Genomic DNA, 21,969 nt, shown 5'->3' with positions numbered 1-21,969 from the left:
TCCCAGGGTCCGGTACGTTCGAGTTCAAGGGTGGACACCCCCGCGCCGCGCCGGTGGGCCCTGGCGGGCCGCCGCCCGGCCCACAGGCGGCCGCCCACGCAGCGGGGCCTACAGCTTCAGCTTCCGCAGCCGGAGCGCGTTGCCGATGACGGACACCGACGAGAGGCTCATCGCGGCGCTGGCGAAGATGGGGCTGAGGAGCAGCCCGAAGACGGGGTACAGCACGCCCGCCGCCACCGGCACACCCACGGCGTTGTAGACGAAGGCGAAGAAGAGGTTCTGCCGGATGTTGCGCAGCGTGCCCTGGCTCAAGCGGCGTGCCCGGGCGATGGCCCGCAGGTCCCCCTTCACCAACGTCACGGCCGCGCTCTCCATCGCGATGTCCGTCCCGGTGCCCATGGCGATGCCCACGTCCGCCTGCGCCAGCGCGGGCGCGTCGTTGACGCCGTCCCCCGCCATGGCCACCACCCGCCCCTCCTGCTGGAGCTTCCGGACGGCGTCGCCCTTCGCCTCCGGCAGCACCCCGGCGATGACCTCGGTGATGCCCAGCCGCCGCGCCACCGCGTCCGCCGTCGTCTGGCTGTCGCCCGTGAGCATCACCACGCGCAGCCCTTCCTCGCGCAGCAACGCCAGGGCCTCCGGCGTGGAGGACTTCACCGGGTCCTCCACACCGAGCAGCCCCGCGGCCTTCCCCTCCACCGCCACCAGCACCGTCTGGCCGTCGGCCCGCAGCGCCTCTGCGCGGGCGGTCAGGTCCCCCCCATGCACCTGGAGCGCGTCCGTCAGGGCCGCGTTGCCCAGGGCCACCTCGGCGCCCTCCACCCTGCCCACGACGCCCTTGCCCGTGAGCGAGCGGAAGTCCTCCACGGGCGCCAGCGTCACGCCGCGCTCCCTCGCGCCCGCGACGATGGCCGCGGCCAGCGGGTGCTCACTGCCACGCTCCAGGCTCGCGGCCAGCCGCAGCAGCCGCGCCTCCTCGAAGCCCGGCGCGGGCACCACCGTCACGAGGCGCGGCTTGCCCTCGGTGAGCGTGCCCGTCTTGTCCACCACCAGCGTGTCCACCGCCTCCAGCCGCTCCAGCGCCGCCGCGTCGCGGATGAGGACGCCCGCCTGGGCGCCGCGCCCGGTGCCCACCATGACGGACATGGGCGTGGCCAGCCCCAGCGCGCAGGGGCAGGCGATGATGAGCACCGCCACCGCGTTGACCACCGCGTGCGCCAACCGGGGCTCGGGGCCCCAGAGGGCCCACACGCCCGCCGTCACCACCGCCACCGCGATGACCACTGGCACGAAGACGGCCGCCACCTTGTCGGCGAGCCGCTGAATCGGCGCGCGGGTGCGCTGCGCCTCGCTCACCCGCTGGACGATGCGGGAGAGCAGCGTGTCCTGGCCCACGCGCTCGGCGCGCATCACCAGGGAGCCCGTGCCATTCACCGTGCCGCCCGTCACCTGCGCGCCCGGGCCCTTCTCCACGGGCAGCGACTCGCCCGTCACCATGGACTCGTCCACCGCGCTGGTGCCCTGGAGCACCACGCCGTCCACGGGCACCTTCTCACCGGGGCGCACGCGCAGCGAGTCCCCTGGCTGGACGCTCGCGAGCGGCACGTCCTCCTCGTGCCCGCCCGCTTCGATTCGCCGCGCCACCGGCGGCGCCAGGCTCAGCAGCGCCCGCAGCGCCCCGGAGGTCGCGTGCCGGGCGCGCAGCTCCAGCACCTGCCCCAGCGCGACCAGGGTGACGATGACGGCGGCGGCCTCGAAGTAGAGGGGCGCGGAGCCGCCGTGCCCCGTGCGCAGCCCCTGTGGCAGGGCCCGCGGCAACAGCGTGGCGAAGACGCTGAACAGATACGCCGCGCCCGTCCCCAGGGCGATGAGGGTGAACATGTTGAGGTGCCGGTTGCGCACCGACGCCCAGCCGCGCTGGAAGAAGGGCCAGCCCACCCAGAGCACCACGGGCGTGGCCAGCACGAGCTGCGCCCAGGCCAGCACGCCCGCGGACACCGCGTGTTGCACGGGCTGCCCGGGAAGCATGTCCGACATGGCCAGCACGAGCAGCGGCACCGTGAGCACCAGCCCCACGCGGAAGCGCAGCCGCATGGATTGCAGCTCGGGGTCCGGCGGCTCCTCCGCCAGCACCGTGCGCGGCTCCAGCGCCATGCCGCACTTGGGGCAGCTCCCCGGGCCGTCCTTCACCACCTCCGGGTGCATGGGGCACACGTACTCCACGCGGGACGCCTGGACGGGGAGCGACTCGGGCTCCAGCGCCATGCCGCACTTGGGGCAGGCGCCGGGATGCGACTGACGGACCTCCGGGTCCATGGGGCAGACGTACATGGCACCCGGCGAGGGGGGCGGTTCCGGCGCGGTCTCCGCGGATGAGAGGTAGCGCTCCGGGTCCGCGCGAAACCGCTCCCGGCACCGGGGATTGCAGAAGGCGTAGGTCAGCCCGGCGTGCTCCAGGTGGCCGCCCTTCGGGGCGCTCGGGTCGACCTTCATGCCGCAGACGGGGTCGATGGCGGGCGGCTCCCCGGCCGGAGAGGGAGGAGGCGTGTGGGGTTGGGACATGGGCTTTGAAGCTCCTTTCGCCCAGGCCAACGAAGCACCCGGCCGGCTCTTACAGGGCGTCCCTCCAGAGGTAAGCGCTCCTCTGGCCACGGACATTTACTTTGCTCTCAAACAACGTAGCCTCCCGCCCATGGCAGGTCGTCGCGAACCCCTGGATGAGGAACAGCGAGCCCTTCACGACTCCTGGGACACGGTGCTCCGCACGGTGGGCCGGGTGGTGCTGAGCACGGTGCTCATCTGGGGCGTGTGCTCGGCGCTGCGGTATGGCGTCCACGCCACCAGTGACAGGCTGCTGGCCTTCGCGTCGGGGCGGAGCCTCTGGTGGGCGCCGCTGGTGCTCGCGGGTGTGCTGCTGCTGGGCGGGCTGCTGCGCGGCCTGCTCAACCGGCGGCCCGGCTGGAGCGACGTGGCCTCGGACGGGGTGAACGTCGCGCTCCACAACTACCACATCACCTACGAGGACCCGGCGGACGACCCGCGCCCGCGCTACTCGCTGCCCGCCATCCGGCTGGCCCTGCGCAAGGCGGTGGCCACACTGCTGACGTTGGGCACCGGCGCGTCGGGCGGGCTGGAGGGTCCGGTGGTGCTGGTGGGCGAGTCGCTGGGCGCGGGCGTGGCCCGCCTCACCCGCGCCCGCTCCGAGCACACGCTGCGCACCTGTCAGCTCGCGGGCATCACCGCGGCGGTGGGGACGCTGCTCAACGCGCCGTTCGCCGCCGCGCTCTTCGCGCTGGAGGTCGTCTACGGCAACCGCATCGTCTACCGGAAGCTGGCGTACTGCCTGCTGGCGGGAATCATCGCGTACGCGCTCAACAACCGCTTCCTCGGCTTCAAGCCCATCTTCGTGGCGCCGCCGCACGCGCACACGTACACGCTGGCGGAGTACGGACTCACCGCGCTGGTGGCCGTGGCGGTGTCCGCGCCCATCGCGCTGCTGTTCGGCCTGTCGATGAAGCACACGCGCCAGGTGGTGGAGCGCGCCAGCCCCGTGCTGCGCGGCGCCATGGGCGCGCTGTGCACCGTCCTGGTGTCCGGAGGGCTCTACTACGGCGTGGGCATGGACTTCCGGCACGTGCTGGGCATGGGCGAGTACACCATCGCCCAGCTGTTCGCGGGCACGCCAGGGCCCCTGTCGCTGTGGTGGTACCTGCTGCTCGTCGTGGGTGGAAAGCTGCTCACGACCAGCTTCACGGTGCAGTCGGGTGGCTCGGCGGGCATGCTCATCCCGTCCATGGTGCTGGGCGGCGTGTCGGGCGCGGCCACCGCGCAGCTCCTCGCGTCGGTGACGGGCACGGGGCCCGCGGACGTGACGGTGTTCGTGGTGGTGGGCATCGCCTCCGCGCTGGTCGCCGTGGTGGGCGTGCCGCTGGCGGCCATCGCGCTGGTGCTGGAGGTGTTCGGCTCCGCGTATGGACCGCCCGCCGTCCTCGCCTGCTGCGTCACGTATGTGCTGACGCTGCGGCTGTCCGTCTACAACGAGCAGCGCCGCGTAGAGGCGGTGGCGGAGCCTGTCGCGGAGACTTGAGTGGGTGTACGCCAGGGGCGCACGCCCCCCGGCGACATGATGCCGCGCGACAAAACGCCACAGCTCCGCCCGGTCGTGCTCCAGGCACAGTGCCGTGCCATGAAAAAGCACGCCTCCATTGCTTCGCTTCCCAGCCTGGGCCGGATGCTGGCCCTGACCACCGTGGCACTCCTGGCGCTGCCCGCCTGCGGTGATGACGGCGCCACCACTGAGCAACTCCAGGCCGCGGAGGACCAACGCCGACAACTCGCGCAGCAAGTCACGGAGCTCGAAGCGGAGGTCACCCGGCTCGAAGCCCAGCTCGCACAGCAGCAGCAGGACGCGGAAGAAACACAGGCGGAGCTGGCTGACATCTCCCAGCAGCTCGACGAGGCCCGGGCGCTGCTGGCATCCCAGGACTGGGAGGGCGTCTATCAACAGCTCACCCAGGTGCGCGCGGAGCTTGCAGACCTCCGGGCCCAGTTGGCCGCCATGGAAGGCAGCCTGGAGCTGAACGCGGCCTTCGTCTTCGGCACCACGCCATTCGCCCTGGACCAGGCGTACTCCACCGCGGGCGGAGACACCGTCACCTTCTCCCAGGTGCGCTACTGGCTCTCCAACGTGACGCTGCTCAAGCAGGGCGGCACCACGGCGGCGCTGGCCGACAGCTACCACCTCATGGAGGTCATCAACGCGCAGGAGCTGGAAGGCACCTCGAACCCCGTGACGCTTCCCGCCAACCGCCGCGAGCGCGTCCAGGCCCGCGCGGTCCCCGCGGGCACCTACACCGGAATCCGGTTCAGCATCGGCGTGGACCCTTCCTTCAACGATGACCTGAGCCGTCATTCGGGCGAGCTGCATGTCCTCCAGAACATGGCCTCCGTGAGCTGGATGTGGTTCACCAGCTACATCTTCACCAAGACGCACGGCACCTACCTGACGGCCCAGGGCACGCAGGGCGTCTTCACCTGGGACACCGGCACCAACGCCAACTACCGCACGGTGGAGCTCCCGTTCCCCACGCCCGTCACCGTCAACGCCCAGAAGCACCTGGCGGTGAACGTGCAAGCCAACGTGGAGACCCTGTTCACGGCGCTCAGCCCGCGCACCACGCCCAGCATTGGCGCCACGCAGAGCGCCGAGAGCGCCACGCTGTCCGACAACTTCGCCGGCATGTTCTCCCTGGTGTCGGTGGAGAACTCCGACCGATGAACCCCGCCGCGCCTTGGGGCCTGGCCGCGCCGTTGCTGGCCCTGCTCCTCCTGGGCGCGTGTGGAGAGGGGGTCCCACCACCAGTCGAGGAGGGCCCCTTCCCGCGGCACCTCCCCGTGGGGATGACCGTCATCCCCTCTCCCCCGGACAACCCGCTCATGCCCGAGGGCATCGCCCTGGGCCGTTGGTTGTTCCACTCGCCGCGGCTGTCCTCCAATGGCCAGGTGTCCTGCGCCACCTGCCATGCCCAGGTGAGGGCCTTCGCGGACGACGCGGCGCTCACCCGGCGCGGCGTCAGCGGGCGTCCCTTGGTGCGACACGCCCCCGCGCTCATCAACCTGGCGTGGATGGAGGGACTCTTCTGGGATGGTGGCGCGAAGAACCTGGAGTCCCTGTCGCTGGCGCCGCTCACGCACCCAGATGAGATGGGCAACGACCAGCTCCCGTCCATGATGGCGCGGCTGGCCGCGGAGCCGGAGGTTGTCGAGCGCTTCGAGCGCGCCTTCGGCCCAGACAGCCTCACCCTGAGCAACCTGCTGCGCGCCCTGGCGCAATTCCAACGGACGCTCGTCTCCGCGGACTCCCGCTATGACAGGTGGCGCCGGGGCGAACCGGGAGCGGACCTGAGGCCCCAGGAGCAGCACGGGCTGGCGCTCGTCCAACGGCACTGCGCGACGTGCCACGCCACGGAGCTCTTCACCGACAACGCCTACCACAACAACGGGTTGGACCCGGATGCTGCCTTTGGTGAAGGCGAGGCGGAGTCGCGAGGCAGGGGACGCGTCACGCAGCGCCCCGAGGACGCGGGGCGCTTCAAGACGCCCACCCTTCGCAACGTGGCCGTCACCGCGCCCTACATGCATGACGGACGGCTCGCGACCCTGGAGGACGTCCTGGAGCACTACCGCGGCGGCATGGTGGCCTCCACCACGCTCGACGCCGCGTTCCAGCGCGAAGGCCCGTCTCCTGGGCTGTCGCTGGATGACGCGGAGAAAGACGCCATCCTCGCCTTCCTCCACGCCCTGACAGACGAACCGTTCCTCACCACGAGGGACCTGGCACCCCCACCGTGAGCACCTCGGCACTCACGGCACGGTCGCCGGGTCCGAGAACCGCGGGTCCGTCAGGAACTCCGTGTCGGTGAGCGACTCGAGGAACGCCAGCACGTCTTCCTTCTCCTGCGCCGTCAAGGTGAAGCCACGCACGAAGCCACTCTGCAGCGGACTGGCCTCGCCGCCGCTCACCAGCCGCGCGTGCCCGCCCGCGGCGTAGTGGTCCAGCACGTCCGACAGCGTGGCCAGGCTACCGTCATGCATGTACGGCGCGGTGACGGCCACGTTGCGCAGCGACGGCGCGCGGAAGCGCCCCATGTCCTCCGGACGGCCCGTCAGCTCGATGAGGCCCGGGTCCTCGGCCGGATACGTTCCCTGACCGTCCTCGTTGTAGAGGCCCGTGTTGTGAAAGGGCAGGATGGGCTCGAACGTCGCCTCGTGCACCGTGGCGTCCTGGAAGTTGAAGCCGGAGTGGCAGTGGTCACACTCCAGCCGCTCCGAGAAGAACAACTCCATGCCCCGCTTCTGCTGCCGCGTCATGGCCTCCACTTCATCGCCATACACATAGCGGTCATACGCGGAGTTGCCGGAGATGAGGCTGCGCTGGAACGACGCCAGCGCCCGCGTCAGCGTGGCCACGGACACGGGCTGCACGGCCTCCGGAAACGCGCGCTGGAACTCCGCCTCCAACTCCGGGACCGCGCGCAGCCGGCCGAGCAGCTCCTCTTCCCTGTCCCCGAAGCCCAGCTCCACCGGCTCCTTGCCGAACAAGGGCACCAACGCCTGCGCCTCCAGCGTCGTGAGCGAGGGGTTCGCCCAGGTGAGGCTCGTGGCATAGGCCACGTTGGCCAGCCCCTGGGAGTTGCGGCGGTGCGTCTCACCCGTGCTGCCCTGCGATGTCACCAGGGGCTCGGTGAAGGCGCGCGCCGGGTCATGGCAGGACGCGCAGGACTGCGTCTCGTTCCGTGACAGGCGCACGTCGAAGAAGAGCCTCCGCCCCAACTGCACCTTCTCCTCCGTCATCGGGTTGTCCGCGGGCACTCGCGGCGTGGGAAATCCCGCGGGCAGCTTCCACTCGTAGGTCTCCACCTCGCCAGCCTTGTCGCCACAGCCCGCCGCCAGCCAGGCCACCACCGCCAGCCCCCCTGCTCGTCTTCCCACGCGCCACGCCATGACGTCCTCTCCTACTCCGCCTTGATGAACGCCTGAGGCCCCGGTGCCCCCTCCTGGCTCCGGTGCGTCAGCCCCATCCGGCTGAACACGGGCGCGCAGTCCGGGTCCGTCTGCTGCGACATGCACCCCACGGAGGTGTTGGGCACCGCCGCGTTCTCATCCAGGTTCGAGCCAGCGAAGAGCGCCCCCACGTCCAGCACCACCTTGCCAGACGCCAGGTTGAACGAGTCCAGCGCCACCTCCGGACGGTTGCCGAACGTACAACCCGCGGTGCCGTGCGTCTGCCCCTCCGGCGGCGGTGCACAGTCCGTGCTCCCCAGGTGCATGACGTGCCCCTCGGGCAGCCCCGTCGTCCGGCCTTCGATGCGCGTGAAGAGGTAGCCCGAGCGCCAGCTCCAGTAGAGGCTCGTGTCGTTCAGCGGCGAAGGCGCCGTGGACACGTCGAGGTGGTTCTGCGTCTCCGGCACGCCCAGCTTGAAGCGCAGGCCCGTGTAGTTGCCCTCGGGCGCGGTGCCGGTGATTCGAAGGTTCATCGCCTCCGTCCCCTGGGTGCACTGCCCCGACTTGTCCGCGAAGTCGAGCAGCGCCGTGCCCTGGGTCTGCCACCGCCGGTCCTCATCGAGCGCCAGCGGCACCTCGGTCCCCTCGTCCGTGACGAGCCGGACGTCGTGCAGGTACACGCGCAGGTCCATGGGCTCGTACGTCGTCCCCGTTGTCCCCACCCCGGTGTAGGTGCGGCCACATGCGAAGGGCTCGCTGCCCACCCGGGCCTCGAAGGGGATGGCGAACTCCGCTTCGCCACCACCACAGCCCACGGCGCCCAGCAGCGCGAAGGGAAGCATACGGACGGCACGACGATGAGCGGACACCATGGCGGACTCCCTTGGAATGGAGTCTTCGGCGTAACGCAATCCCGCCGGGTGGAGAACGTGGCAAGTTGCCACAGGCCAAAGTACTTGCCCCATGGAGGGCAGCAGGCGGCCAGCCTCAGTCGCCTTGCACGTTGTAGCCCGCGTCGCCGTAGGGCTTGAGCCGGTCCAGCCAGAGCGCCTCCAGCACCTTCAGCTCCTCCTGCGGCGCCACCCTGGGCTCGTCAGAGGGCTTCAGCACGTCGAGCACCTCGAAGGCGAACTGCTCCGCCCCGTAGCGCCTCCAGTCCTCCAGCAGTGTGGGCAGGCGGTCCATGCCCGTGGACAGCTCGAAGCGGATGCGGTTGAGCATGCCCTGGACGTTGGCGCTCGCGCCCACCAGCACCTTGCCGTTGGCGAGGCAGCGCACGGCGTACACGCCCATGGGCGGCGGTGCTTCCTTATAGGAACGCTTCAGCTCGGAGCGGCGGGAGTCAGCGGACATGGGAGACCTCGTGTCTGGAAAAGTTGAAGCGTGGGAGGGCGAATGCCGGGTGAACCGCTGGGCGAGCCGGGCCTGCGCGGCCCCGTCCCTTGGCGCCATCCAATCGCGGCCCGTGCGCGCCCAGTCCGCATCCGAGGGGTCGGCACCCAGCGCCTGGACGAGGCTGGCCTCGCAGACGAAGAACTGCTCGCGGAACGGAAACAGGAAGCCGCCCTGCATCCGCAGGGAGTCGGCGGCCTCCGCATAGGAAGAGAACCAGCGGTTGAGGTGGGCGCCGCCCACGAGGGCGAGCAGGGGCTCGAAGTCGACCTCGCGCACCTGCTTCAGCTCGACCCAGGTGGCGTACCCCTGCTCACGCGCGATGACAGCCAGCGCATGCTTGCGCTGAACCGATGCCTTCCGCGCGAGCACCTCGCCCAGGGTCAGCCCCGCGAAGCCGGGCAGGACGCGCAGTCGCTCCGCTGCCTGGGCCGCGCGCGACGCCTCCGTCGAGGCCAGCTCCTTGAGCAGGAGTGACGCGCGGACCTTGCATTCGTGGAGGGAGACGACGGTTCGCATGAAAAGTCCCTTGGCGTCGGCCCTCACCCGTTCGTGGGCCGTGGAAGGAACTCATCTGGAACTGTCGAGCGGCGGAGCGAAGCGAGGGTGACGTCGTCTTTTCGGGCAGGCGCCCCTCGGCACCTGGGCGGGAGTTAACGAAGCGAACCGTCCCCGCGCAAGCGCTTTCAGACGTCCGCCGAGCCGGGCACCGAGGCCCCGCCTGCCCGGTGGGACGGCTTGCACGAGCAGTCCAGACACCCGTGCGCGGCGCAGCTGCCGCAGCTTCGCTCCAGTTGCTTCTTCAGCGCCTGGCGGGCCCGGTGGAGCCGCACGCCCGCGTTGTTCGCGGTGATGCCCGCCGCGCGCGCCACGTCCGGGACACCGCGCTCCTCCAGGTCCACCTGCCGCAGGATGTCGGCGTACTCCGGCTTGAGCGTGGGCACCAGCTCACCCACGCACGCGCAGATGGCCTGCTTCAGCGCCGTGTCCACCGTGGCCTCCGCCGCCTCCTGGGCCTCCCGCTCCAGCGCGCGCCCCTCCGCCGCCTGGCGCCGGTAGTGGTCCACCAGCGCGTTGCGCAGCAGCCGGTAGAACCACGCCACCGCGCCCTCGCCCTCCTTCAGCGCGCCGCCCTTCTCTAGTGTCCTCACGAAGGCCGCCTGGAGGAGCTCCTCCGCGGTGGCGCGGCTGCCCACGCGCCGCTCCAGGAAGGCGAGGAACTGGCGGTGGTTGTCCACCAGCGCACGCGCCACCTCGTCACTCAGTGCTCCGGTCTCCGTCACGCCGCGCTCCTTTCCCACCCATCATCTGCACATTCCGGCTCCGTGTTTTCAACGCGTTGACGCCGGCCTCCGCCCCGGGCACCGGGCATTCCCACTAAATCCTGACGTGAGCGGAAGCTGCCGTGACGGAGGTGAAACCACGCGAGGCATTGACAGACACCGGGGTCCACGCTTATTTCGTCCGCAGCATCAAGAGCGGCCTCCGCCTCGCGCGGTGGCCCGACAACCTGGAGACGGACCTCCAAGGTGTCCAAACGATGCGGTTCGAGGAGCAAGGGCTCCCCGAGCAATCCAAGCGTCCGAGGCCGGAGGGCTCCCTCCCGCTTCGGTGAGAGAGGACCTCCGTGGTTCCATCCACCTGCTCCGCCCCCGCACCGTTGACCACCGCGCGCCCCGTGTTCTGCCGCGTCGTCGCCACGCATCGAATGCGCTGGCCCGGCGGCGCGCGCTAGTCCGCCAGGGCTCCGACTCCCCTCCCCGTCTTCCTTCCCTCCGTGGGCGCTCGCGCGCCGCGTCTGGCCGGCGTGTGTCCGGCACAGGGCGCCGCGTCTGCCCTTCCCTTTCGCATCAAGGCCCGCCGGCCCCTTCGAGGTTCTTCAATGAGCAGCACGTCCCTGCAGGTGATGAAGTTCGGTGGCACGTCCGTGGGCTCGCCCGCGCGGCTCCACCAGGTGGTGGAGCTGATTGGCAAGCACGCGCGGCAAGGCCCGCTGGCGGTGGTCGTCTCCGCGATGGGGGACACCACCGACTGGCTGCTGGACGCGGCCCGCCTCGCCAGCGAGGGTGACCTGGAAGGCGCGCTCGCGGTGGCCACGCGCATCGCCGACCTGGCGAAGGCCAACGCCGCGGCGCTGGCGCCCGGACAGGCCACCGCGCTGGCGGAGCGTGTCGACGGGCTCCTCGCGCCGCTGCGGCAGCTGCTCCAGGGCGTCTGCCTCACGCGAGAGTGCTCCGCCCCCACGAGAGACCGGGTGCTGTCGTTCGGTGAGGTGGTGTCCGCCACGCTGCTGGCGGAGCTGCTCACGGCCCACCGCACGCCCGCCACCTTCCGCGACGCGCGCCAGCTCCTGGTGACGGATGACCGCTTCGGCGCGGCGCGCGTGGACCTCGTCCGGACGCGGGAGCGGCTCCAGGCCGCGCGGGAGACGTGGGGCCCCGAGGTGTCCGTCCTCCCTGGCTTCATCGCCGCCACGCCGGATGGACGCACCACCACGCTGGGCCGCAACGGCTCCGACTACACCGCCGCGCTGGTGGCCCAGGGCCTGGGCGCGTCGGAAGTCACGGTGTGGACGGACGTGCTCGGCCTGCACACCGCCGACCCGGACCTGGTCACGGATGCGTACCCCGTGGCGCACCTCACCCACGGCGAGGGCCTGGAGCTGGCCGCGGTGGGCGCTCGCATGCTGCATCCGCGCACGATGATTCCGCTCATCGAGTCCGGAATCTCGCTGCGCATCCGCAACACCATGGAGCCAGAGCACCCGGGCACGCTCATCGACGCCATCGGCTCGCGCGACGGCCAGCGCCCCGCCTGCATCGCGACGCGCGAGGACCTGGCGCTGCTGGGCATCGAGGTGCGCAAGCTGTCCGACCAGTTCCAACTGGGCGAGCGCGTGCTGGCCGCGCTGCGCGAGGCGCGCGTCACGGTGTGGATGACCGCGCAGTCCGCCAATGGCCAGTCGCTGGCCGTCGTCGTTCCCCGTCCAGACGCGGAGCACGCGCGGTCCGTGCTCGCCGCCGAGCTGGCGCAGGAGCTGTCACGCCGCGAGGTGGAGCCGCTGGAGGTCCGCCAGCCGGTGACGCTGCTGACGCTGGTGGCGGAGACCATGGGCCACGGCGTCAACGTGGCCGGGCGCTTCTTCAGCGCCCTGGGCGCGGTGGGCGTCAACGTGCGCGCCAGCGCCCAGGGTGCCAGCTCCCGCTCCCTCTCGTGCGTCGTCGACGCGGCGGACACCGCCATCGCCGCGCGCACCACCCACGCGGCCTTCAACCTGGCCCATCAGCAGGTCAGCCTCTTCGTCCTCGGCCGGGGCACGGTGGGCGGACAACTGCTGGCCCAGCTGCGCGCACAGCAGGCGCTGCTCCGGGACAAGCACGGCATCGCGCTGCGCGTCGTGGGGCTCGCGGACAGCCGGCGCGCGCTCTTCGACGCGGCGGGGCTCGCGCTCGACGGCGTGGAGACGCGGCTGGAAGGCGAGGCGCCCCAGGCGCCCACCCGGGTCCCCTTGCTGGACGCGCTCCGGCGCCTGCCCGTCCCCATCCTGGTCGACTGCACCGCCGCGGGCGGACTGGAGGCGCTCTACACGGAGGCCTTCCAGCGCGGCATCCACGTGGTGGCGGCCAACAAGAAGCCCCTGGCGCTGCCGTGGGAGGCCCGCGAAGCGCTGGTGGACACGGCGCGCCGCAACCACGTCGCGTACCACTACGAGACGACGGTGGCGTCCAGCCTGCCCGTCATCGACACGCTGGCGAACCTGGTGCGCACCGGTGACACCGTGCGCCTCATCACCGCGTCCCTGTCCGGCAGCCTGGGCTTCATCTGCAACGAGCTGACGGCCGGCGTGCCCCTGTCCCGGGCCGTCCGCACCGCCCGGGAGCGCGGCTTCACGGAGCCGGACCCTCGCGAGGACCTGGGCGGCACGGACGTCGCGCGCAAGGCGCTCATCCTCGCCCGGGAGCTGGGCCTGCCGCTCTCCCTGTCGGACGTGGCGCTGGAGCCCTTCGTCGCCACGGATGCGTGCGCCAGCGTGGAATCGCTCTTCCAGGTGCTCGCCACGAAGGACGCGGCCTACGCGGAGCGCGTGGCCCGCTGCCGTCACGCCGGCACCGTCCTGCGCTACCTGGCGCGCATCGACCCGTCAAAGGCGGGCACGGGCAGCCCTGTCATCCGCGTGGGCCCCGTGGGCGTCGAAGCAGGCCACCCCGCGGCGGACCTCCGCGGCTCCGAGTCCTTCGTCTCCTTCACCACCACCCGCCACAGCGACTTCCCGCTCACCGTCCGAGGCGCGGGCGCGGGCGGCGCCGTCACCGCGTCCGGCGTGCTGGCGGACATCCTCAAAATCTCCCAGACGCTGCGCGGACGATGAAAGGGCTCCTGCCATGAAACTCGCCACTGCCCTCGTCCACGCCGGCGTGCGCCGCGACCCCACCACCGGCGCGGTCGCCGTCCCCATCTACCAATCCGCCACCTTCCAGCACCCCGCGCTCGGGCAGTCCACCGGCTACGACTACTCGCGCACGCGCAACCCCACCCGCTCCGCGCTGGAGGACGCGCTGGCGCAACTGGAGGGCGGCAGCCGGGGCCTGGCCTTCAGCTCCGGCATGGCGGCGCTGCACTGCGCCCTCCAGCTCTTCGGGCCGGAGGACCACGTCCTCCTCACCGAGGACCTCTACGGCGGCACCTACCGGCTGGTGGACCGCATCCTCCACGTCCCCCGCACCTTCGTGGACACCTCGCGGCCTGGCGCCGTGCGGGACGCGCTGCGCCCCAACACCCGCGCCATCGTCGTGGAGACGCCCACCAACCCGATGATGCGCACCGCCGACCTCGCAGAGCTGGCGGCCATCGCCCACAAGGCCGGGGCGCTGCTCATCGTCGACAACACCTTCCTCACGCCGTGGCTCCAGCGCCCGCTGGAGCTGGGCGCGGACCTCGTCGTGCACAGCGCGACGAAGTATCTGGCCGGGCACAACGACGTCGTCGCGGGCGCGCTGGTGGTCAAGGACGCGGCGCTGGGCGAGCGGCTCGCGTACCTCCAGAACGGCATCGGCGCGATTCTGGGTCCGCAGGACGCGTACCTGGTGATTCGCGGCCTGAAGACGCTGGCCCTGCGCATGGAGCGGCACCAGGCCAACGCGCGGGAGGTGGCCGCTTGGCTGCGTGCCCACCCGGGCGTGGAGCGCGTCTTCTATCCCGGCGTGGGCGGGATGCTGTCCTTCACCGTCGCCCACGCGGCCCTGGTGCCCCAGGTGCTCGCGTCCGTGCGGCTGTGTCTCTTCGCCGAGTCGCTCGGCGGCGTGGAGACGCTCATCACCTACCCCACCACGCAGACCCACGCTGACATCCCCGCCGAGCGCCGGGAGGCGCTGGGCATCTCCGACCGGCTGCTCCGGCTCTCCGTAGGAATCGAGGACTCCCATGACATCGTCGCCGACCTGGCCCACGCGCTTCGCGACCCGGCTGCTGCACACGGGGCATGAGCAGGACCCCGCCACGGGCGCCGCCGCCGTCCCCATCTACCAGGTGTCCATGTTCGACCAGCCGGGCCTGGAGACGCCCGGCGAGTTCGACTACGCGCGCTCCGGCAACCCCACGCGCAAGGCCCTGGAAGGCGTGCTCGCGGCGCTGGATGAAGGTCACGCGGCGTTCGCCTTCGGCTCCGGCATGGCCGCCGTGTCCAGCGTGCTGATGCTCTTCAACGCGGGCGACCACGTCGTGGTGACGGACGACTGTTACGGCGGCACCTACCGGGTGCTCACCCGCGTCTTCAGCCGCTTCGGTCTGCAAGCCACCTTCGTGGACACCAGCGACCCGGACGCCGTGCGCGGCGCCCTCCGCCCCAACACGCGGGCGCTGCTGGTGGAGAGCGTGAGCAATCCCTTCCTCAAGCGCACCGACATCCCCGCGATGGCACAGGTGGCCCAGGCGCACGGGGCGCTGCTCATCGTGGACAACACGTTCCTGTCCCCGGCCCTCTCGCGCCCGCTGACCGAGGGCGCGGACATCGTCATCCACTCCGCCACCAAGTACCTGGGCGGCCACAGTGACGTCGTCGCCGGGGCCGCGGTGGTGAAGACGCCCGCGCTCGCGCGGGAGCTCGGCTTCCTCCAGAACGCGGTGGGCGCGGTGCTGGGCCCCCAGGACTGCTTCCTCCTCCAGCGAGGCATCAAGACGCTGCAGGTCCGCCTGGAGCGGCAGGTGCGCACGGCGGGGGCCCTGGCGAGGTGGCTCACCGCGCGGCCGGAGGTGCGGCAGGTCTTCTATCCGGGCACGGGCGCGGTGGTGTCGTTCCGGCTGGCCCAGGACACGCTGGCGGCGCCCTTCGTGGAGTCGCTCCAGCTCCCCCTGCTGGGCGTTTCGCTGGGCGCGGTGGAGAGCATCGTCACCGTCCCGGCGCGGCACTCCCACGCCGCCGTCCCCGCCGCCGAGCGGGAGCGCCGGGGCATCACCGACGGGCTCATCCGCTTCTCCGTGGGACTGGAGGACCTGGAGGACCTGCAAGAGGACTTCGGGCGGGCCTTCACGCAGGCAGGCCGCGCTGCGGCGTAGGCCACCCGGCGATTCCTGACGTGCTCCTTGCGCGCCGTGCCCGGTCCGAGCATGACAGGGGCACGCGCGCGGGGCCCTCCCTGCCCCGCCAGCCGAGGGAGTGCGCACATGGCCTTGCGGTTCAAGAACCTCGATGGCAGCGGGCCGCAGCCGTTCAGCAGCGTCTTCAAGTGGGCCGTGGCCGACAAGCTCGCCGGCCGCCGCCGCAAGTCCCCCGCCCGCGCCGAGGTCCCCCGCGTGGCGCCCGACCTCGCGCTGCTCGCCACGCCGCCCGCGCCGGGAGAGGGCGCCCGGCTGACGTGGCTGGGACATGCGAGCTGGCTCGTGCAGTTGGACGGGCTGTCCCTGCTCATCGACCCGGTGCTGCGCGACGCCATCAACGGCGTCATCCGGCGCAACGTCCCGCCAGGCGTCCCGGTGGAGAAGCTGCCGCCCATCACCGCCAGCCTCGTCTCCCACAACCACTATGACCACCTGGACCTGCCCACGCTGGAGCAGGTGGGGGCGCCCATCGTCACCGGCCTGGGCCATGCGCCGGTGTTCCGGGGCTCGGGCCTGAACGTCACGGAGCTGGACTGGTGGCGCTCCACGCAGGTGGGCGCCGTCACGGTGCACTTCGTGCCCTCGCAGCACTGGAGCCGCCGCGGCCTCAACGACGTCAACGAGATGCTCTGGGGCGGCTTCGTCATCGAAGGCTCCAGCGCCCGCGTCTTCCACTCCGGCGACACCGCCTACTTCGAGGGCTTCAAGGAGATTGGCCAGCGCTACCCGGGCATCGACGCGGCCATGCTGCCCATTGGCGCGTATGACCCGGCCTGGTTCATGCGCCGCCAGCACATGAACCCCGAGGAAGCCGTGCAGGCCTTCGAGGATTTGGGCGCCGCGCGCTTCCTGGCCATGCACTGGGGGACGTTCAAGCTCACCGACGAGCCGCTCGACGAGCCGCCCCGACGCCTGGACGCGGAGTGGACCCGGCGGGGCCTGGCGCGTGAGCGCGTCGAAGTGCTGCCGGTAGGTGGAACACTCACCGTGCGCCACGGTTGAAACCCACCAGGGGCTATGTTGTGGGAAGGGCATGCTCCTGCCCACCCTCCTCGCCCTGACGCTGCATCAGGCGCCGTCGTCCCTCACCACCGTCTCCGAACAGAGCGGCTGGAAGCGCACGGGCCGCTACCCGGAAGTGGAGTCCCTCTGCCGCGCCTTCCCCAAGGCGTTCCCCGGCAAGGTCCGCTGCAACACGCTCGGCACCACGCCGGAGGGCCGGCCGCTGCTCGCGCTCGTCGCCAGCGCGGATGGCACCCTCACGCCCGCCGCCGCGGCGCGCAAGCAGCGCCCCGTCGTCTTCTTCCAGGGCGGCATCCACTCCGGTGAGATTGACGGCAAGGACGCCGGCTTCTGGCTGCTGCGTGACTTGCTCGCCGGGAAGGAGCAGCCCGGCGTCCTCAAGCGCGTCACCGCCGTCTTCGTCCCCGTCCTCAACGTGGACGGCCACGAGCGCTTCGGCCCCAACCACCGGCCCAATCAAAATGGCCCCGAGGAGATGGGCTGGCGCGCCACCGCGCAGAACCTCAACCTCAACCGCGACTACGCCAAGGCGGAGGCCCCGGAGATGGTGGCCCTGCTGAAGTACCTCCACGCGTGGGACCCGCTCGTCTACGCCGACCTGCACGCGACCAACGGCGCCAAGTTCGAGCATGACGTGTCCGTGGGCATCGAACCGCAGAAGTCCGGGCCGGCCCCGCTGCGCGCGCTGGGCGTGAAGCTGCGCGAGGCGCTCTTCACCGAACTGGAGTCCCAGCAGCACCTGCCCGTGCCCTTCTACCCGTCCTTCATCGAGGACGATGACCCCCGCTCCGGCTTCGCCTACGGCGTGCCGCCGCCGCGCTTCAGCCACGCCTACTGGGCCTCGAATCGCCGCTTCGGCGTGTTGGTGGAGACGCACTCGTGGAAGCCCTATGCGCAGCGCGTGAAGGCCACGCGGAATGTCGTGGCGAGCCTGCTGCGGCTGGTGGCCCGCGACGGCGCCACCCTGCGCGCGGCGGTGAAGGCGGCGGACGCGGCGGACGCGGCCGGCAAGACGCGCGAGGTGGTGCTCGCGTGGAAGAACACCGAGCAGCAGCGGACCATCGACTTCCGGGGCTATGCCTACGAACGAGGCGCCTCCGACGTGTCCGGCCAGACGTGGATTCGCTATGACGACACGAAGCCCCAGGTCTGGAAGGTGCCCTACTTCGAGGCGATTCAGCCCGCGCTCACCGCCTCGCTGCCCGCCGGCGGCTACCTGGTCCCGCCCGCGCACGCCGCCTGGGTGGAGGCGAAGCTGGCCGCGCACGGCCTGCGCTCGAAGCGCCTCTCCAAGCCCGTGGCCAGCGCGGCGGTGGAGCGCTTCCGCGCCACCGAGACGAAGTGGAGCACCCAATCCGTGGAGAACCGGCAGACGCTCAACGTGAAGGGGGCGTGGGAGCCCCAGACGCAGGCCCTGCCCGCGGGCACGCTGTACGTGCCAGTGGCGCAGGAGGGCGTGGAGCTGGTGGCGCACCTGCTGGAGCCCATGGCGCCGGACTCGCTGGTGTCCTGGGGCTTCTTCAACGCCCACTTCGAGCAGAAGGAGTACGTGGAGGACTACGTGCTGGAGCCCTTCGCGCGGGAGCTGCTCGCGAAGGACGCCGCGGTGAAGGCGGAGTGGGAGGCGAAGCTGAAGGACCCGGCCTTCGCCAAGGACGCACGCGCCCGCCTGCGCTTCTTCTATGAGCGCCACCCGGCCCGCGACGTCCAGCTCCGCGTCTACCCGGTGCTGCGCATCCAGGCCGCGCCCCAGGGGCTGGCGGTGGCGAGGCCCGCCACGCCGTAGGCGGCCTGGCCGTGAAATGAAGACGCCCCGGAGCCAGCAGGCCCCGGGGCGTCTTTCTTTCAGCCCTGCAGACTCCGGCCTCCTGCTTCAACGAAGGCCGGAGCGCTCGCGCATCATCAGCCGATGATGCCTTCGCAGGCGCAGTAGCTCTGGTTGCAGGTCGCGTTCGGGCCGCAGCCGCCGCAGTCCGACTTGCAGGCACAGGCGCACGTGTTGGGGTCCGCCTGGTACCGGTCACCACAGTTCAGCGCCCCGGTGTCACACACGCAGCCGCACACGTTCGAGTCGAACATGAAGCCCGGCGCGCAGGTGGCCGACTGGGCGCACGAGCACGAGCAGGTGTCCGTGTTGCATGTCTCGTAGGTGCCGCACGTGCCGCCGCAGTCCGGCGCGCAGGTGAAGGCGCACACCGCGGGGTCCGTGTTGCACACCTGGCCCGGGTCACCGCCGCCGCCGCAGTCCGACGGGCACTCGCACTGGTCCGTGGTGCGGTTGCACGTCAGCTTGCCTTCACAGAAGTCCGGGTCGTTCGGGTCGTGGTACGGGTCCGCCGCGCAGGGCGCGGGGATGCCGTTCGGGTTGGACGTGCGGTCCGTCCAGTAGCGGTAGGACAGCGCCGCCTGGGTGGTGCCCGGCGTCTGCGGGCGGCACCCGCCGTAGAAGGACACCGCGCGGCTGATGCCGTCCACGTCGAAGCCGTGGGTGCGGCTGCGCGGCAGGTCTCCCGGCGTGGGGCACTGCGACGCGTTCGCCACCCCTTCCATGGCCACCTTCAGCGAGGCGCCGATGGGCGGCTTCTGCGTCCGATAGCCCACCGAGGCGATGACGCTGTCGATGATGGCGTTGATGGTGGTGGTGATGGCGTTCGAGTCCCGGATGCTGCCGTACACGCCGCCGGTGGCCTGGATGATGTCCAGGTGCCGCGGGTTCCGGGGGTCTTCCTGGTTCTGGCACCAGGTGCTGGTGTCACTGGTGGCGTTCTCGTGCGGGCAGAGGATGCCGTGCACGTCGATGGGCTGGTTCAGCGGGTTGCGGTTCGTCCCCGGGTCATTGCCCGTGCCCAGGAAGTACTGGGCGTACGTGTCGACGGAGCCGGAGGACTGGTCCCGCGTGTCCGTCAGGATGACGACCACGACCTTGGCGCCCGCGCGGAAGCGCGTCTCCGTCGAGCCACCGGACGAGGCCAGCAGGTTGATGACGGCACGCGCGGCCTCCAGCGGGCGCTCGGTGCCGTTGCCGCTCTGCCCCACCCAGCACTGCGAGTTGGACGAACAGGTGGTGGGCTGGGTCCCATTGGGGATGGTGACGGTGGTGCACTGGCCGCTGCTGCAGGTGCTGTTCTGCGTCAGCCACGCCCGGAACTGGTTGATGTTCTGCGTGAAGCCACGCAGCACCCCCGAGTTCGAACCGCTGCCATAGGTATAGGTGGTGCTCACCATCGCCAGCCGATAGTCCAGCGTCGCGTTGGCCAGCTTGGCCGCCACGGCCGAGGCCGCGTTGGCCAGCGACTGCTGCGACGAGGCCATGGAGCCGCTGTCATCCACCACGAAGAGGAAGTCCACCACCGCCTGCCGCACGGTGAACTTCTCGCACTGCACCGCGTCCGTGTCGCCGAACTGCGCCAGCGCCGAGCCGCCCGCCGTGTCCGCCGTCGTGAAGAGGCTGCCCGCCTCGTTGTAACGGGACGTCGGGGTGATGGCCATCACCACCACCACGCTGTCGTCGGAGCGGTGCACGTACTGCGCCTGCATGGTGAACGGCCCCGTGATTCCGGCCGTGCCCGTCAGCTCCCCCGTGCTCCCCGGCACCAGTGAGCGGGTCAAGGTGTTGGTGAACGCCTTCAGGTCCGCGCCGCCCGACAGGGCGTAACGCGCCGACAGCGCGGCGTAGCCATCCCAGGTGTTGAAGGTCTGCTGGAAGTCGCGCGTGGCGGAGTTGAACGACCCGGAGCGGATGCCCGCCTCGTCGTTCGTGGGACTGGACGACGAGCCCACGCGGCCGCGCTTGTACGCAATCAGCGTCACCTGCTTGGTGGCGTCCCAGCCGATGATGCCCACCGCGTTGTTGCCATCGCGGATGGTGCGCAGGTTGGCGTCCGTGAAGGTGGAGGGCAGCGCCAGCCGCAGGTCCGCGCCGTTCTCCTCCTTGAAGGTGACGGTGCGCAGGTTGGACGTGCGGCAGGCCTGGCCCGCGGGCGTGTTGGCAGCGCCGTCGGCGGGGTCGTTCGGGTTCAGCTCGCCCTCGTCCACGCGGCCATTCTGGTTGGCGTCCTCCGCGCCGTCCTGGATGCCGTCACCGTCGCTGTCGGGGTTCGTCGGGGACGAGGTGGTGGTCGGGTCCGCGTCGCCCACGTAGCCGCAGTCCTGACGCGGCGCCTGCGCCGTCGTCACACCCAGCTCCAGACCGTCCAGCAGGCCGTCGCCATCCGTGTCGGGGTTGGTCGGGTCCGTCTCACCGGCGTCCACGCGGCCGTTGCCGTTGGTGTCCTCGCCGCGGAAGCCATCGCGGCCCGGGCCGTCCTGCAGACCGTCGCAGTCGGTGTCCGCGTGACGGGGGTCCGTCTCACCGGCGTCCACGCGGCCGTTGCGGTTCGGGTCCTCGACACCGTCGGGGAGACCGTCGCCATCCGTGTCCGCGTTGTTCGGGTCCGTGCCCGTCGCAATCTCCACCGAGTCCGGGATGCCGTCGAAGTCGGCGTCCGGAATCGACGCGGCGCAGTCCGCCACGCGCGGGTCCGTCTCGCTGCCGTCCACGATGCCGTTGCGGTTGACGTCCTCGTCACCGTCGCTGCAGGTGTCGCCGTCCGAATCCGGGTTGAGCGGGTTGGTGCCAGTGCGCGACTCCAGGCCGTCATCCAGGCCATCACCGTCCGTGTCGCGCTTGCGCGGGTCCGTCTCTCCGGGGCTCACCACGCCGTTGCGGTTGGCGTCCTCTTCGCCGTCCGCCAGGCTGTCACCATCCGAGTCGATGGCGTTCGGGTCCGTCTCACCCGGGTCCCTGCGGCCGTTGCGGTTGAGGTCCTCCAGGCCGTCCGGGATGCCGTCGCCGTCCGTGTCCGCCAGCACCGGCGAGGTGCGCGTGGCCGTGTCCTGGTCACCGGGGAAGTTGCAGCTGGAATCGGGGCTCGTCGTGCGGCCCACCTCCACGCCGTCGCGGATGCCGTCGCCGTCCGTGTCGCGCAGGCCGGGGTTCGTCTTCAGTCCACCCGGGTAGACGGTGGCGAACTCCTCCGCGTCCGTCAGGCCATCACAGTCGGAGTCCTTCGTCGCATTGTCCGGGTCATCGATGTCCGTGGGCACCTCGCCCGGGTCGGGGTCCGGATCCGGAATCACGCCCGCGTCTTCTTCAAGCGGGCCACCATCCGTACCGCCGTCCTCGTTGCCGCCGGGGCCCGCATCGGTGTTCGGTTGTGGATTGGGGTCAGGGTCGTTCCCACCGCCGCAGGCAGTCAGCAACGACGCTGCCAGCAACGCGCAGGTGAAGAACTTCATCAGGGGAGTGCGCATCGTCTTTGACTCCAATGGCTCCGACTCCAGGTGGGGGGTGAGTCGAAGCAGACTTCCATTGTAGAGAACTACGACGGAGTTTCCGAGTACCTGTTCCCCCTGGGGCAACTCTGAGTCGGGGTCTGGATGCTCCCAGTCCAGTGACGTGGCTGGATTGCGCCCAGG

The 21,969-nt window shown here is 71.0% G+C and carries 14 protein-coding genes and 1 riboswitch; of the genes, 8 read left to right on the top strand and 6 right to left on the bottom strand.

Annotation, left to right across the window (positions count from 1 at the left end):
- Positions 1 to 108: 108 nt before the first annotated feature.
- Positions 109 to 2,562, bottom strand: a complete 2,454-nt coding sequence (locus HV826_RS10955; RefSeq protein WP_255217147.1) for a heavy metal translocating P-type ATPase — start codon at positions 2,560 to 2,562, stop codon at positions 109 to 111.
- A gap of 130 nt (positions 2,563 to 2,692) precedes the next feature.
- Between HV826_RS10955 and HV826_RS10950 the strand changes: the two genes are divergently transcribed.
- The 3 genes from HV826_RS10950 (at position 2,693) to HV826_RS10940 (ending at position 6,351) form a co-directional block, all read left to right on the top strand.
- Positions 2,693 to 4,087 (top strand): chloride channel protein, encoded by a 1,395-nt coding sequence (locus tag HV826_RS10950; RefSeq protein ID WP_176416949.1) that lies wholly within the window; start codon positions 2,693 to 2,695, stop codon positions 4,085 to 4,087.
- Positions 4,088 to 4,186: 99 nt separating this feature from the next.
- Positions 4,187 to 5,278 (top strand): MbnP family protein, encoded by a 1,092-nt coding sequence (locus tag HV826_RS10945; RefSeq protein ID WP_255207655.1) that lies wholly within the window; start codon positions 4,187 to 4,189, stop codon positions 5,276 to 5,278.
- Positions 5,275 to 6,351: a cytochrome-c peroxidase gene (locus tag HV826_RS10940; RefSeq protein WP_176416948.1), complete on the top strand. Its 1,077-nt coding sequence runs from the start codon at positions 5,275 to 5,277 to the stop codon at positions 6,349 to 6,351. The genes HV826_RS10945 and HV826_RS10940 overlap by 4 nt, the downstream gene beginning before the upstream one ends.
- A 12-nt stretch (positions 6,352 to 6,363) precedes the next feature.
- Here HV826_RS10940 and HV826_RS10935 read toward each other — a convergent pair whose 3' ends face one another.
- From HV826_RS10935 to HV826_RS10920, 4 genes are all read right to left on the bottom strand, one after another.
- On the bottom strand, positions 6,364 to 7,503 hold the full coding sequence (locus tag HV826_RS10935) for a methanobactin export MATE transporter MbnM (RefSeq protein WP_176416947.1): 1,140 nt from the start codon (positions 7,501 to 7,503) through the stop codon (positions 6,364 to 6,366).
- 11 nt (positions 7,504 to 7,514) lie between these two features.
- The gene (locus HV826_RS10930) at positions 7,515 to 8,345 is read right to left on the bottom strand and encodes an MbnP family copper-binding protein (RefSeq protein WP_255207654.1); all 831 of its coding nucleotides are present in this window, start codon (positions 8,343 to 8,345) and stop codon (positions 7,515 to 7,517) included.
- A 145-nt stretch (positions 8,346 to 8,490) separates the two neighbouring features.
- A complete protein-coding gene (locus HV826_RS10925) occupies positions 8,491 to 9,414 on the bottom strand; it encodes a GIY-YIG nuclease family protein (protein WP_176416945.1) in 924 nt (307 codons plus the stop codon).
- A gap of 167 nt (positions 9,415 to 9,581) precedes the next feature.
- A complete protein-coding gene (locus HV826_RS10920; RefSeq protein WP_368670890.1) occupies positions 9,582 to 10,178 on the bottom strand; it encodes an RNA polymerase sigma factor in 597 nt (198 codons plus the stop codon).
- Between the two features lie 181 nt (positions 10,179 to 10,359).
- A riboswitch (SAM-I-IV-variant riboswitch) is annotated at positions 10,360 to 10,467 on the top strand.
- A 310-nt stretch (positions 10,468 to 10,777) separates the two neighbouring features.
- Between HV826_RS10920 and thrA the strand changes: the two genes are divergently transcribed.
- The 5 genes from thrA (at position 10,778) to HV826_RS10895 (ending at position 18,298) form a co-directional block, all read left to right on the top strand.
- Positions 10,778 to 13,264 (top strand): bifunctional aspartate kinase/homoserine dehydrogenase I, encoded by a 2,487-nt coding sequence (gene thrA / locus HV826_RS10915; protein WP_176416943.1) that lies wholly within the window; start codon positions 10,778 to 10,780, stop codon positions 13,262 to 13,264.
- A 13-nt stretch (positions 13,265 to 13,277) separates the two neighbouring features.
- The gene (locus HV826_RS10910; protein WP_176416942.1) at positions 13,278 to 14,378 is read left to right on the top strand and encodes a PLP-dependent transferase; all 1,101 of its coding nucleotides are present in this window, start codon (positions 13,278 to 13,280) and stop codon (positions 14,376 to 14,378) included.
- Complete coding sequence (locus HV826_RS10905; RefSeq protein WP_176416941.1) at positions 14,317 to 15,447, top strand: PLP-dependent aspartate aminotransferase family protein; 1,131 nt, start codon at positions 14,317 to 14,319, stop codon at positions 15,445 to 15,447. Before HV826_RS10910 ends, HV826_RS10905 begins: the two co-directional genes overlap by 62 nt.
- A 108-nt stretch (positions 15,448 to 15,555) precedes the next feature.
- A complete protein-coding gene (locus HV826_RS10900; protein ID WP_176416940.1) occupies positions 15,556 to 16,491 on the top strand; it encodes an MBL fold metallo-hydrolase in 936 nt (311 codons plus the stop codon).
- A 31-nt stretch (positions 16,492 to 16,522) separates the two neighbouring features.
- Positions 16,523 to 18,298, top strand: a complete 1,776-nt coding sequence (locus HV826_RS10895) for a M14 family metallopeptidase (protein ID WP_176416939.1) — start codon at positions 16,523 to 16,525, stop codon at positions 18,296 to 18,298.
- Between the two features lie 116 nt (positions 18,299 to 18,414).
- Here the strand turns inward: HV826_RS10895 and cglD are convergent, their stop codons facing one another.
- The gene (gene cglD, locus HV826_RS10890) at positions 18,415 to 21,804 is read right to left on the bottom strand and encodes an adventurous gliding motility lipoprotein CglD (RefSeq protein WP_176416938.1); all 3,390 of its coding nucleotides are present in this window, start codon (positions 21,802 to 21,804) and stop codon (positions 18,415 to 18,417) included.
- Positions 21,805 to 21,969: the final 165 nt, after the last annotated feature.

The sequence above is a fragment of the Myxococcus sp. AM010 genome (assembly GCF_013372585.1).
In the GTDB taxonomy this organism is placed as follows: Bacteria; Myxococcota; Myxococcia; order Myxococcales; family Myxococcaceae; genus Myxococcus; species Myxococcus vastator.
The sequence above is the reverse complement of the archived record's forward strand: the minus strand, read 5'-3'. Positions and strand labels throughout refer to the sequence as shown.

Excerpts from the sequence above, each read along its gene's own strand:
- HV826_RS10955 (WP_255217147.1), bottom strand. The coding sequence starts at position 2,562 with ATGTCCCAACCCCACACGCCTCCTCCCTCTCCGGCCGGGGAGCCGCCC.
- HV826_RS10950 (WP_176416949.1), top strand. The coding sequence starts at position 2,693 with ATGGCAGGTCGTCGCGAACCCCTGGATGAGGAACAGCGAGCCCTTCAC.
- HV826_RS10945 (WP_255207655.1), top strand. The coding sequence starts at position 4,187 with ATGAAAAAGCACGCCTCCATTGCTTCGCTTCCCAGCCTGGGCCGGATG.
- HV826_RS10940 (WP_176416948.1), top strand. The coding sequence starts at position 5,275 with ATGAACCCCGCCGCGCCTTGGGGCCTGGCCGCGCCGTTGCTGGCCCTG.
- HV826_RS10935 (WP_176416947.1), bottom strand. The coding sequence starts at position 7,503 with ATGGCGTGGCGCGTGGGAAGACGAGCAGGGGGGCTGGCGGTGGTGGCC.
- HV826_RS10930 (WP_255207654.1), bottom strand. The coding sequence starts at position 8,345 with ATGCTTCCCTTCGCGCTGCTGGGCGCCGTGGGCTGTGGTGGTGGCGAA.
- HV826_RS10925 (WP_176416945.1), bottom strand. The coding sequence starts at position 9,414 with ATGCGAACCGTCGTCTCCCTCCACGAATGCAAGGTCCGCGCGTCACTC.
- thrA (WP_176416943.1), top strand. The coding sequence starts at position 10,778 with ATGAGCAGCACGTCCCTGCAGGTGATGAAGTTCGGTGGCACGTCCGTG.
- HV826_RS10910 (WP_176416942.1), top strand. The coding sequence starts at position 13,278 with ATGAAACTCGCCACTGCCCTCGTCCACGCCGGCGTGCGCCGCGACCCC.
- HV826_RS10905 (WP_176416941.1), top strand. The coding sequence starts at position 14,317 with ATGACATCGTCGCCGACCTGGCCCACGCGCTTCGCGACCCGGCTGCTG.
- HV826_RS10900 (WP_176416940.1), top strand. The coding sequence starts at position 15,556 with ATGGCCTTGCGGTTCAAGAACCTCGATGGCAGCGGGCCGCAGCCGTTC.
- HV826_RS10895 (WP_176416939.1), top strand. The coding sequence starts at position 16,523 with ATGCTCCTGCCCACCCTCCTCGCCCTGACGCTGCATCAGGCGCCGTCG.
- cglD (WP_176416938.1), bottom strand. The coding sequence starts at position 21,804 with ATGCGCACTCCCCTGATGAAGTTCTTCACCTGCGCGTTGCTGGCAGCG.